The sequence below is a fragment of the Streptomyces sp. NBC_01296 genome (assembly GCF_035984415.1).
Lineage (GTDB): Bacteria > Actinomycetota > Actinomycetes > Streptomycetales > Streptomycetaceae > Streptomyces.
Window position 1 is genome coordinate 3,935,759 of the sequence record NZ_CP130720.1, and the last position, 11,351, is coordinate 3,947,109.

General features: G+C 69.7%; 16 protein-coding genes. 6 read left to right on the plus strand and 10 right to left on the minus strand.

All coding sequences use genetic code 11. The features are described from left to right. Positions 1 to 7: 7 nt before the first annotated feature. The gene (locus OG299_RS17570; protein WP_327361958.1) at positions 8 to 703 is read right to left on the minus strand and encodes a hypothetical protein; all 696 of its coding nucleotides are present in this window, start codon (positions 701 to 703) and stop codon (positions 8 to 10) included. 149 nt (positions 704 to 852) lie between these two features. Between OG299_RS17570 and OG299_RS17575 the strand changes: the two genes are divergently transcribed. From OG299_RS17575 to OG299_RS17590, 4 genes are all read left to right on the plus strand, one after another. Beyond that, positions 853 to 1,650, plus strand: coding sequence for a VOC family protein (locus OG299_RS17575; protein ID WP_327364541.1), 798 nt, complete (start codon positions 853 to 855; stop codon positions 1,648 to 1,650). A 148-nt stretch (positions 1,651 to 1,798) separates the two neighbouring features. Beyond that, entirely contained in the window at positions 1,799 to 2,242 is a 444-nt protein-coding gene (locus OG299_RS17580) for a hypothetical protein (RefSeq protein WP_266626658.1), read from the plus strand. Further along, positions 2,239 to 3,633, plus strand: coding sequence for a hypothetical protein (locus OG299_RS17585; protein WP_266626660.1), 1,395 nt, complete (start codon positions 2,239 to 2,241; stop codon positions 3,631 to 3,633). The genes OG299_RS17580 and OG299_RS17585 overlap by 4 nt, the downstream gene beginning before the upstream one ends. Next, positions 3,630 to 3,956, plus strand: coding sequence for a hypothetical protein (locus OG299_RS17590; RefSeq protein ID WP_327361959.1), 327 nt, complete (start codon positions 3,630 to 3,632; stop codon positions 3,954 to 3,956). Before OG299_RS17585 ends, OG299_RS17590 begins: the two co-directional genes overlap by 4 nt. 6 nt (positions 3,957 to 3,962) lie before the next feature. Here OG299_RS17590 and OG299_RS17595 read toward each other — a convergent pair whose 3' ends face one another. From OG299_RS17595 to OG299_RS17625, 7 genes are all read right to left on the minus strand, one after another. After that, entirely contained in the window at positions 3,963 to 4,208 is a 246-nt protein-coding gene (locus tag OG299_RS17595; RefSeq protein ID WP_327361960.1) for a hypothetical protein, read from the minus strand. Beyond that, positions 4,205 to 4,642 (minus strand): hypothetical protein, encoded by a 438-nt coding sequence (locus tag OG299_RS17600; RefSeq protein WP_327361961.1) that lies wholly within the window; start codon positions 4,640 to 4,642, stop codon positions 4,205 to 4,207. Before OG299_RS17600 ends, OG299_RS17595 begins: the two co-directional genes overlap by 4 nt. Positions 4,643 to 4,785: 143 nt before the next feature. Then, the gene (locus OG299_RS17605) at positions 4,786 to 6,093 is read right to left on the minus strand and encodes a dicarboxylate/amino acid:cation symporter (RefSeq protein WP_266626668.1); all 1,308 of its coding nucleotides are present in this window, start codon (positions 6,091 to 6,093) and stop codon (positions 4,786 to 4,788) included. A 304-nt stretch (positions 6,094 to 6,397) separates the two neighbouring features. Then, on the minus strand, positions 6,398 to 6,664 hold the full coding sequence (locus OG299_RS17610; protein WP_389871117.1) for a DUF4229 domain-containing protein: 267 nt from the start codon (positions 6,662 to 6,664) through the stop codon (positions 6,398 to 6,400). Positions 6,665 to 6,786: 122 nt separating this feature from the next. Beyond that, positions 6,787 to 7,311 (minus strand): GNAT family N-acetyltransferase, encoded by a 525-nt coding sequence (locus tag OG299_RS17615; protein ID WP_327361962.1) that lies wholly within the window; start codon positions 7,309 to 7,311, stop codon positions 6,787 to 6,789. A gap of 104 nt (positions 7,312 to 7,415) precedes the next feature. Further along, positions 7,416 to 8,579: an aminofutalosine synthase MqnE gene (gene mqnE, locus OG299_RS17620; protein WP_030302185.1), complete on the minus strand. Its 1,164-nt coding sequence runs from the start codon at positions 8,577 to 8,579 to the stop codon at positions 7,416 to 7,418. 66 nt (positions 8,580 to 8,645) lie between these two features. Further along, on the minus strand, positions 8,646 to 9,101 hold the full coding sequence (locus tag OG299_RS17625; protein WP_266626675.1) for an Lrp/AsnC family transcriptional regulator: 456 nt from the start codon (positions 9,099 to 9,101) through the stop codon (positions 8,646 to 8,648). A gap of 138 nt (positions 9,102 to 9,239) precedes the next feature. Here OG299_RS17625 and OG299_RS17630 point away from each other — a divergent pair, with 138 nt between their 5' ends. Further along, a complete protein-coding gene (locus tag OG299_RS17630) occupies positions 9,240 to 9,374 on the plus strand; it encodes a hypothetical protein (RefSeq protein WP_266626677.1) in 135 nt (44 codons plus the stop codon). Here the strand turns inward: OG299_RS17630 and OG299_RS17635 are convergent. Continuing rightward, on the minus strand, positions 9,371 to 10,054 hold the full coding sequence (locus OG299_RS17635) for a UbiX family flavin prenyltransferase (protein WP_266626679.1): 684 nt from the start codon (positions 10,052 to 10,054) through the stop codon (positions 9,371 to 9,373). The two genes, OG299_RS17630 and OG299_RS17635, sit on opposite strands and share 4 nt — an antisense overlap. Before the next feature lie 89 nt (positions 10,055 to 10,143). On the opposite strand from OG299_RS17635, the gene OG299_RS17640 reads away from it, so the two are divergent. Further along, positions 10,144 to 10,737, plus strand: coding sequence for a rhomboid family intramembrane serine protease (locus OG299_RS17640; protein ID WP_266626681.1), 594 nt, complete (start codon positions 10,144 to 10,146; stop codon positions 10,735 to 10,737). On the opposite strand, the gene OG299_RS17645 is transcribed toward OG299_RS17640, so the two are convergent. Further along, positions 10,734 to 11,321 (minus strand): Uma2 family endonuclease, encoded by a 588-nt coding sequence (locus OG299_RS17645; RefSeq protein ID WP_327361963.1) that lies wholly within the window; start codon positions 11,319 to 11,321, stop codon positions 10,734 to 10,736. The genes OG299_RS17640 and OG299_RS17645 overlap by 4 nt on opposite strands. Positions 11,322 to 11,351 lie beyond the last annotated feature (30 nt).

An 11,351-nucleotide genomic window follows, 5' to 3' on the forward strand; every position in this document is an offset into this window, starting at 1 on the left:
GACGACCCTAGGCGCGGGTGCAGACGTGCACCGACTCGCTGTGCCCGCCCTCGCTGTGGACGATCCGCAGCACGTTGTTCTTGTACGTCACCTTCAGCACCTGGCCGTCGCTCGTGTCTTTGTGGCCCGGCGGCTTCCAGGGGAAGGTGAGGGAGACGTCGTCTCCGACCTCGTTGGGGACGGTGAGGGCCTCGCCGCCCGTCAGCCGGCTGACGCCCTTGGGTGCCTCGTACACGTCGAGGACCAGGTGGCCGCCGCGGTGCAGCCAGCCTCCGTGCCAGGTGATCGGCTCGGGACCACTGGTCCAGGTGATGGTCCAGCCGGAGTTCCCGCCGCCGTCCGCGTTCACGGTGGCGGTGCCCTTCACGGTCTCGCCGTTCGGCGTGGTCGACTCGAGGTGCCAGTCGCCCTTGATGAAGGCGTCGAAGGCCCTGGTCACCACGCTGGAGGCGGTCACCGCCGGCGTCGGGGCCGCGGAGGATGCCGCCCCGCCACCGGCCGGTCCCGACGCCTGGGCCGAGGCCGAAGCCGACGCCGAGGCCGGAGCCGCGGACGATGCGGCCGCGCCCCCGGAGGCCGGGGTCTTGTCCTTGCCGCCGCACGCCGCGACCAGCGAGGCGCCGACTCCGATCGCCAGGTAGCGCAGCGCGTTGCGCCGCCCGATCATCTGCGCTGCCGCGCGTATCTCCCGTACCGTCACCACGCCCCCATACAAACCCAGTTGATCAACAGCGACCGACTATAGGTGAGCGCTCGCACATTCATCCGTATGGCCCGATTCGGAGTGCACGGGCGGGGTAGGGAGGGCCCGTCCAACTCTCATCGGCAACCCCGGAGGCATCCGTGCCCGCAATGAACGGCCCCTACCAGGCCGGTACCCCCTGCTGGATCGACCTGATGGTCCCCGACCAGCAGGCCGCCCTCGACTTCTACCGCGACCTCTTCGGCTGGCAGGGGGAGATCGGCCCGGCGGAGACCGGCGGGTACTCCGTCTGCACCCTCAAGGGCAGGCCGGTGGCCGGGATCATGAAGGCGATGAACCCCGACGGGACGGCGCCGGACCCGATGCCGCCGACCGTGTGGACCACGTACCTGGCCACCGACAGCATCGACGCCACCCTCAAGTCGGTCACCGACGCGGGCGGCTCGGTGATGATGGGGCCGATGGACGTCATGGACCTCGGGCGGATGGCCGTCATCACCGACCCGACCGGTGCCGCGGTCGGCCTCTGGCAGTACGGCACCTTCGCCGGGGCCGGCATCGTCAACGAGCACGGCGCGCTGATCTGGAACGAGCTCAACACCGGCGACACCAAGGCCGCCGCCGCGTTCTACTCGGCCGTGCTGCCGCTCACCACGGCCGCGACGGAGATGCCGGGCGCCGAGGGGTACATCGAATTCAAGGTCGGCGGGCGGGCGGTCGGCGGGATGATGGACCTCTCCGCCCTGCCGGCCGGGGTTCCGCCGCACTGGCTGCCGTACTTCCACGTCGACGACGTCGACAGCATCCAGGCGGCCGCGGAGCGGGCCGGCGGCAGCGTCATGGCTCCGGCGTTCGACATGGCGGCCGGGCGGATGGCGGTCCTCGCCGACCCGCAGGGCGGCACCTTCGCGGTGATCAAGGCTTCTGCGCCGGAGCAGCCTGCCTGAGCAGGGGCAGCCGTTGCCCCGGGCGTCACGGCCGGGGCAACGGTCCGCCGCTTCCGCCGCTTGGAACCGTACGCCCTCATTCCGCGTCCCAGATGAACATGATCAATCAATTCTGGTCATGTCCGGTTATCAACTACCCAGGGGACTCATGTCGTTCGACGCGGAATGGGCTCAGCACAAGGCCGCCGTACTCGCGCAGCAGTCGCCCGCCATGCGCCTCAACCACGTGCCCGCCGACGCGAGCACCCCGGGCAGCCCGGCCGGGAGCCTCGTCGCCGGGGCGCAGTCCATCAACGGCAACGCCAACCTGCTGATCGAGATCGCCGCGCTCCTCCACGAAGGCCGGCCCGACGGCGACGCGAGCACCATGGCCCGCGCCCCCCGGGCCCACGCGGACGTCTCGGCGCAGGCGCTGCGCTTCGCCCGCTTCGCCGACGACCAGTTCAAGGACACGATCAACCTGTTCGCCGCCCTCGCCACCAAGCTCAAGACCACCGGCACCAACTTCGCCCAGGTCGACGACGGAACGGCCCGCAACTTCCTGAACGGCATCCTCGACGGCGGCCAGTACGTGAAGCCGGAGTCCAAGTGAGCCTGAGCCACCGCAAGGACGTCGAGTTCCTGGAGGAGTGCAACCCGGCGCTGGTGGAGCGCAACGCCGCCGAGTTCAAGCGGCTGCGCGAGCTGCTGGTCCAGGCCGAGGAGCCCGCGCGGCGCGCGGAGACCGGTACGCAATGGCAGAGCGACGGCAGCCACACGTACACCGACCGCCTGTCGGAGGCCCGGCAGCTCGTGCTCCACATGGCCGAGGGATACGACAAGGCCGCAAGCGCGCTGCACGCGTACGCGGCGGCCCTGACGACCGCCAAGTCGCACTACTCGAACGGCAAGCGCACCGAGCGCAAGCTCGCGGCACTCATCGCCACGAAGGGCACGGCGATCACGCGCACGGCGCAGGAGGCGGAGCCGATGTGCCAGTGGGAGGACATGCGGGCGACGACCGGGGTCATGGACTTCTTCGCCGAGCTGACCATGGACGTGGACGACATCCGCGAGGAGGCGAACCGGCTCCACGACGACGCGGGCGGCAGCTTCCACCAGGCCAAGACGGCCGAGCAGGAGGCGCGCAGCGTGTGCGTGCACGCGCTGAAGCAGGCGTACGAGCTGCTGCCCGAGTTCAAGGTCAAGGGCGGTGCGGGCGGCGGGGTCGACGTCTACGCGGCGATGGCCGACATCCGCCGCGAGGCGGCGGAGGCCCGTACCAACCCCCTGACGCACCTGCCGGGCAGCGGCCCGAAGAAGGAGATGACCGGCCCGTTCGGGAACGAGCCGGTCTCCCCCGAGCTGCGCGACATCCGGATGCGGGTGGCGGGGCTGCCGGAGGCGGACGACAACTACTGGGACCCGCCGCAGTCGGACGAGGGGCGGGCGGAGTGGATCCGCAACAACAAGGAGATCCTGCGCGCGGCCGCGCAGCGGGCGGGGCTGCCGGAGGAGATGGTCGCCGGCATCGCCTGGAAGGAGGTCGGCGGACAGCCGGGGATCTTCGACGACGGCGTGGACTTCTTCCGCCAGGCGGCGGACGCCCCGTGGGGCCTGAGCCCGGTCACGGCCGAGAACCTGCCGGACCGCGCGGGCGGCAAGCCGGACGAGACCTCCTTCGGCCCGATCGCGGTCCAGCTACGACGCGGCGCGGAGGTGCTCGGGTACGACCCCGAGAACCTCACGGACCAGCAGCGCAACGTGGTGAAGTCCGCGCTCCAGGACCCGAAGCAGAACGCCTTCATAGCCGCCGGCTTCCTGGCGCAGATCAAGGAGGAGACCGGCTACGCGAACGTCCCGGCGGACCAGCTGACCGAGGCCCAGATGCAGGAGATCGCCGCCCGCTACAACGGCGGCCCGTACTGGGAGTCGAAGAAGGCGCAGGACTACGGCGATGATTTCCGGAACAACCTCGGCAACGTGAAGAAGGCCATGCAATGACGTACGGGAGCGGGCGCGAGAGCATCGACCTGCCCGAAGACCGGGGCTGCCTCCAGTGGGTCCTGGGCGTCCCCCTCGGGATCATCCACGTCCTGAATGCCGTCGCCGTGTTCGCGGCCCTGTACGCCGGGCCACAGGGCGAGTGGGACGACCAGGGGTACGCGGGCGTCGGCGCGATGTGCCTGATCTCGATGTCCCTGAGCGCACTGGGCCTGCTCATCACCATCATCCCGGGCGTCCGCCGCACGATGGGCCTGTGGTGGCTGGCCCCGCCGATCGTCCTCGGCCTGACGGCATTCATCCGCGGGGAGACTCTGGGCTGAGCCGTCTCAGGGGGCCTTCGTGACCGTGCCGTCCGTGTTGATCTCGAACGCCCACCCGAGGCCGAGCTTGGCGTCCCCGACTTCCGTATCGCTGGCGGATTCGCCGGCGACCCGGGCCGAGGACTGCACCCGGTGCCCCTTGGAGTAGTTGTTGTTGATGACGTTGCCGCCGTGGGTGATGTTCTGGGTCCCACCGTCGTGGGCGGCGTTGTCCTGGCGGACGGGCCCGCCCGGCTGGTCCGGCTCGGTCACCGCTGCCGCCGGGCGGGGTCACCGACGATGATGTCGCCGCCCTGGGTGATGTTCTGGATGCCGCCCCCGTACGCCGTGTTGTTCTGTACGTACGTCTGCTGCGCCGCCGGCAGCTCGCCCTGGATGCGGGCGATCAGCTCGCCGAGCTCCGCCGCCATCTCGGGCTGCTCCTCCAGGAGGTCCTTCAGCCGGCCGCACCACTCGGCTTCGAGTGCACGTCGTACGGCCCCCTGCTCCTGCGGGTTGGCGGCCCGGCCCAGCTGCGCGGCGAGGCGGTCGAGGCGGCCGGCCGCGGTCTGTTCGGCCTGTGGGTTCCCGCGGCCCAGGAGGCGGGTGAAGCCGGAGCGGGTCGTCTGCCACGCATCGGTCGCGGCAGCGCTCACCAAGGCCGTACCACCCGTGGCGGCCAGTAACTCCAGCGTTTCTGTCAGCACCGTGTTCCTCCAGCTCAGCGGAGCTCCCACGGGTGAACTTCCCTTGAGAGCAGACGAGTTGGAGACAAGTCAATGCATCCGCTCCCGAACGCATCGCAGCCCCCGCCCGGACGGGGGCGGGGGCTGCGGGGCGGTGGGGACGGTCAGGCCGGGACGGGGACCGCGGTGGGCTCGTCCAGCGGGGAGGACGAGGCGGCCTCGTAGGCCTTCTTGTCCAGGATTCCCTCGCGGGCCGCGACCACGACCGGGACCAGGGCCTGGCCGGCGACGTTCGTTGCCGTCCTCATCATGTCCAGGATCGGGTCGATCGCCATCAGCAGGCCGACGCCCTCCAGGGGCAGGCCCAGGGTGGACAGGGTCAGCGTCAGCATGACCGTGGCGCCCGTCAGGCCGGCCGTGGCGGCCGAGCCGACCACCGAGACGAAGGCGATCAGCAGGTAGTCGGTGATCGTCAGCTGGACGTCGAAGATCTGCGCGATGAAGATCGCGGCGAGCGCCGGGTAGATCGCGGCGCAGCCGTCCATCTTCGTGGTGGCGCCGAACGGGACGGCGAAGGAGGCGTACTCCTTCGGGACGCCGAGGCGCTCGGTGACCTTCTGGGTGACCGGCATGGTGCCGACCGACGAGCGGGAGACGAAGGCCAGCTGGATCGCGGGCCAGGCGCCCTTGAAGAACTGGATCGGGTTGACCTTGGCGACCGTCGCGAGGAGCAGCGGGTAGACGCCGAACATCACGAGCGCGGAGCCGACGTACACGTCCGCGGTGAAGGTCGCGTACTTGCCGATGAGTTCCCAGCCGTACGAGGCGATCGCGGTGCCGATGAGGCCGACGGTGCCGATCGGGGCGAGGCGGATGACCCACCACAGGGCCTTCTGGAGCAGCTCCAGGACCGACTCGGCGACGGTGAGCAGCGGCTGGGCCTTGTCGCCGAGCTGGAGGGCGGCGATGCCGGCGACGGCGGCCAGGAAGACGATCTGGAGCACGTTCAGCTCGGTGAACGGCGTGATGACGTCCGTCGGCACGATGCCGGTCAGGAAGTCGAGCCAGGAGCCGGTGCGCTTGGGGAGCTTGCCGTCCTGCGGGGTGAGGCCGGTGCCGGCGCCCGGGTTGGTCAGCAGGCCGATCGCGAGGCCGATGCCGACGGCGATCAGCGAGGTGATCATGAACCAGAGCAGGGTGCGCGAGGCGAGGCGGGCGGCGTTGTTCACCTTCCGCAGGTTGGTGATGGACACCAGGATCGCGAAGAAGACGAGGGGGGCCACGGCCAGCTTCAGCAGCTGGACGAAGATGTCGCCGATCTGCTCGAGGGTCTTGGCGAGCCAGCTGACGTCCTGGCTGCGGGCGAGCCAGCCGAACAGGACGCCGAGCACGAGGCCGGTGACGATCTGGGCCCAGAAGGGGAACTTGAAAGAGGCCTTGGCGGGGGCCTGAGGGGTCGCGGACACGGACACACTCCGGGGGTGATGCGCAAAGAAAGTGGGGAAGGAAGAACGGCGTGGACTCAGCGACAGCCACAACAGGCCGCGGACACGCGGCGGCAGAGGTCGACGTGCAGGCGCGCCACGAGCAGGACACCCGTGGTCATTTCGTGCGCAACTGTGGTCAACATGTTTAACACGCTAACACTTTCCCTTTGAGGATCTCAAAGGTGCACTTTGAGACAGGGGCACCCCGAAACGCCGAACCGCCCCGGCACACAGGGGAAGTTCCCGGTGCTGGGGCGGTTCGGTGTGGTTTGGGCTGTGACGGAGCTAACTACGCGCGAGCGGCGTCGTCGGCCGCGTCCTCCTGGGAGCGGTTCGCGGCGAGCCGCTCCTTCGCACCCGTGACGCGTCCGGAGATCTGCGTGGACATCTCGTCGCGCTGCTTGCGCAGGAGCACGAAGGACAGCGGCGCGGAGATCACGAGGGCGAGCAGCACGACCCAGGCGGGGTTGGCGTCGCCGAGGCCGGCGGGCACCCAGCCCACGTTGACCAGGACGGCGACCAGGACGAGGCATCCGACGAAGATGCCCAGGCGCATCGCGGTGTAGCGGATCGTTGCGCTCGGCTTGAGGGACACGGTGACCCCTTCTCTCTCGTCGGTACGTCGTCAGGTGCCCGTCCAGTGAAGCACGCCGCCGCCACGACCGAACCCGCCGGGGGTCAATGCAGCGGCAGCAGCATCGTGATGTCGTCGCGGTCGTCGCCCGGGGCCACCCGGATGGCGTCCGGGACGCGGCCGACCTCCTTGTAGCCGCAGGCCGCGTAGAAGTGCTCCAGGCCCATGCCGCCGCGGCAGCCGAGCCGGATCGCCTCGATGCCGTCGAACGAGCGCGCGGCGTCGGCGACGGCCTCCATCAGCGCCCGGCCGGAGCCCTGCCCCTGGAGGCCGGGGCTGACCATGACGGTGTAGGCCCAGACCCAGTGCGTCTGCAACCGGTGCGTGTTGAACGCGAGGACGGCGGCGGCCAGTACCCGCCCGTGCGCATCACGGCCGACGACCAGCCGGTGGCGCCCCTCGGCCATCGCGACGAGGTGTTTCACCAGCTCGGGCCGGATGTCCTCGGCGGTGACGGGCGGCACGAACCCGACGGCGCCGCCGGCGTTGGAGACCTCGGTCCAGAGTTCGGTGACGCCGTCGCGCAGCGCGGGGTCGACGACCGGGTCGACCGTGAAGGTAAGGGTCATAGAGCAAGATTATCTATTACCGGCCGCCTCGGCAACGAAAAAGCGCCGACACGCGAACGGCCCCGGTCCTCGTGGGACCGGGGCCGTTCGAGCAACGGAGCGCCTCAGACGCGCATCGCCTGCGGGGTCTCGCGCAGGGCCGCGTCCGGACCGGGGTACTCGCGGATGATCTCGTAGCGCGTGTTCCGCTCGACCGGGCGGAAGCCCGCCTCGCGGATCAGCTCGAGCAGGTCGTCACGGCCGAGCTTGTTCGGCGTGCCGTAGTTGTCCGCGTCGTGCGTGATCTTGTACTCGACGACCGAGCCGTCCATGTCGTCCGCGCCGTGCTGCAGCGCCAGCTGGGCGGTCTGCACGCCGTGCATCACCCAGAACACCTTGACGTGCGGCACGTTGTCGAACAGCAGCCGCGAGACGGCGAAGGTCTTCAGCGCCTCCGCGCCCGTCGCCATCGTCGTCCGCGCCTGGAGCTTGTTGCGGACCTTGCCGTCCTGCATGTCCACGAAGTCGTGCTGGTAGCGCAGCGGGATGAAGACCTGGAAGCCGCCGGTCTCGTCCTGGAGCTCGCGCAGCCGCAGCACGTGGTCCACGCGGTGGCGCGGCTCCTCGATGTGCCCGTACAGCATCGTGCTCGGGGTCTTGAGACCCTTCTCGTGCGCGAGCCGGTGGATGCGCGACCAGTCCTCCCAGTGGGTGCGGTGGTCGACGATGTGCTGGCGGACCTCCCAGTCGAAGATCTCCGCGCCGCCGCCGGTGAGCGACTCCAGACCGGCCTCGATCAGCTCGTCCAGGATGTCGGAGGCCGACATCCCGGAGATCGTCTCGAAGTGGTGGATCTCGGTCGCCGTGAACGCCTTCAGCGAGACGTTCGGCAGCGCCTCCTTCAGCGCGGAGAGCGAGCGCGGGTAGTACCGCCACGGCAGGCTCGGGTGCAGGCCGTTGACGATGTGCAGCTCGGTGAGGTTCTCGTTCTCCATGGCCTTGGCCAGGCGCACGGCCTCCTCGATGCGCATCGTGTACGCGTCCTTCTCGCCCGGCTTGCGCTGGAACGAGCAGTAGGCGCACGACGCGGTGCACACGTTCGTCATGTTGAGGTGGCGGTTCACGTTGAAGTGGACGACGTCGCCGTTCTTGCGCATGCGCACCTCGTGCGCGAGGCCGCCCAGCCAGGCCAGGTCGTCGGACTCGTAGAGGGCGATGCCGTCCTCACGGGTCAGCCGCTCGCCGGAGCGGACCTTCTCCTCCAGCTCGCGCTTGAGCCCAGCGTCCATTCCGGTCATCCCGGTCGTCTCCTCTACGCGTCCCGTCCTGCCTGCAAACCGCTACCCACCGTACTCTTAGCCCTCTTCGGGCAGGTCCCCGACCCGGTTCTCCCACTTGGTGGAGAGCACGATGGTGGTACGGGTGCGGGAGACGCCCTTGGTGCTGGAGAGCTTGCGGATGATCCGCTCCAGCCCGTCCACGTCGCCCGCGCGCACCTTGAGCATGTACGAGTCGTCGCCGGCGATGAACCAGCAGTCCTCGATCTCCGCCAGGTCGCGCAGCCGGCGGGCCACGTCCTCGTGGTCCGCGGCGTCGGAGAGGGAGATGCCGATCAGCGCCGTGACGCCGAGGCCGAGCGAGGCCGCGTCGACGGTCGCACGGTAGCCGGTGATCACTCCGGCCGACTCGAGCCGGTTGATCCGGTCGGTGACGCTGGGGCCGGAGAGGCCCACGAGCCGGCCCAGCTCCGCGTACGAGGCACGTCCGTTCTCACGAAGTGCCTGGATGAGCTGCCTATCCACCGCGTCCATATACCTGGAGCCTTCCATTATTCGGCGATCCCGCAAGTTTACGTATAGAATCAAAGGCGCACAGGGTCAACACCCTGTGAATCTTTCAACAGATCGGCGATGATCTCGCTGATCTGACGACATCAGGAGTGGTTCACCGTGTACACGATCGAGATGGCCTACGCGCACATGCGACAGCTCCAGGAGCTGGCCAACCGATCCCGCACCGACCAGCCCGCCGCCGCCCATCGCGTCGACCGGACCCGCAAGCCGAGCACGGCGAAGAAGCGCTAGTCACTGCTTGCCTCCCGGGGGCGGGAGCCACCGAGCTCCCCCTCCCACCGGCGGTACAGCCCGTGCGGCACCCCTGCCGCATCGAGCACCCGCCCCGCGACGAAATCCACCAGGTCCTGGATGTGCGTCGCGCCCGCATAGAACGCCGGAGAGGCGGGCAGCACCACTGCGCCCGCCTCGTCCAGCGCCACCAGATGCCGCAGCGTCTGCCCGTTCAGCGGGGTCTCCCGCACCGCGACCACCAGTCGGCGCCGCTCCTTGAGCGTCACGCTCGCGACGCGCTGGAGCAGGTCCTTCGACAGTCCGAGCGCCACCCCCGCCACACAGGCCGTGGACGCCGGCACGATCAGCATCCCCTTCACGGGGTACGAGCCCGAGCTCGGCCCGGCGGCCAGGTCGCCGGCCCCCCAGTAGCGGACGTCGTCCAGTTCCGGCCGGGCGAAGGTCGCGGGCTTGCCGTCCGCCCCGTGCTCGAGCCAGGCGGCGAGATCGTCGCGCCAGTGCGCGTCGCGGAAGGCGATCCCGGTCTCGTCCAGCAGGGTCAGCCGCGAGGCCCGGCTGACCACCAGGTCCACGCTCTCCCCCGCCGCCAGCAGTCCGCGGATCACCGCGGCCGCGTACGGCGTCCCGGACGCCCCGGAAACCCCTACCACCCACGGGGTGCGCTTGCCGTCAGTCATAGCTCCGAGACTATCCGGCCACTGCAAAACGACGCTGAGTAAGGTGACCTGAGCGTCGACGGGCGCCGGGCGGGCAGGGGGATCAGGACATGGCCGAGGTACACCTCGAAGAGTGGAGCCGGGCCGAACGGGCCAAGGCCGCCGGGAAGCTGATGCTGGGCTGGGTGGCCCTGCTGTGGCTGATCGAGGTGGTGGACCTGGCCACCGGGCACGCGCTGGACGCGTACGGGATCGTCCCGCGCACCGCCGACGGACTGACCGGGATCCCCCTCTCCCCGTTCCTCCACTTCGGCTTCGACCATGTGGCGTCCAACAGCGTCCCGCTGCTGGTGCTCGGGTTCGTCGCCGCGTTGAGCGGAATTCGACGGTTCCTCGCGCTGTGCGCGGTGGTCGTGCTCGTGGACGGGCTCGGGGTGTGGCTGGTTTCCGCGTCGAACACCGTCACGGCCGGGGCCTCGGGGCTGATCTTCGGGCTCTTCGGCTATCTGCTGGTCCGCGGGTTCGTGGAGCGGCGGGTGCCGGGGGTGCTGGTCGCCGTTGCCATCGCCGCGTACTGGGGGGCGGGGATCCTGACCGGCATCCTGCCGACGAACACCACGGTCAGCTGGCAGGGCCACCTCTTCGGCCTCCTGACGGGCGTGGCCGCGGCCTTCCTGCTCGGCCGCCGGACCGCCCGGGCCTAGGGGGCGGTCGCGCCCGGGTCCACGGGCAGGTCCGAGGTGTCGACGGTCAGCTTGCCGATCCCGGTCTCGACGACGACGGTGTTGCCGTACGGGACCACGTCCCGGCCCAGGTAGCCGTCCGGGCCCGGGTTCCACAGGGTCACGCACTGCGCCTTGTACGGGTCGAAGATCAGGTAGTGCGGGATCCCACGGCGCGCGTAGGCGCGATCCTTGATCTCGTAGTCGTTGCGGATGCTGCCGCGGGAGACCACCTCGACGGCCAGCTCCACCAGATCGGGCGAGTACGCGCTGAGGTTCTTGTCCGCCTCGACCGCGGGCACCACGGCCAGGTCGGGGCAGAACTCGTTCTCGCCGTCGAAGGGGATCGCGACATCGCTGAGGAAGCCCCACTGGTCAGACAACTGGGACTTGAGCACGCTCCACAACTGCCAGATGGTGGCGTTGCGGTGCGGCTTGAGCGGACTCATCACGATGGCGCCCTCGACAATCTCCATCCGGTAGCCCGGGAACATGTCCTCGAACCGGCTGAGCTGCGAGTGCAGGCGGTCGCTCTCCGAGACGGTCACGTCGGCCTCCCTGTCCATGCACTCGATGGTAGGCCGGACGCCACTCGC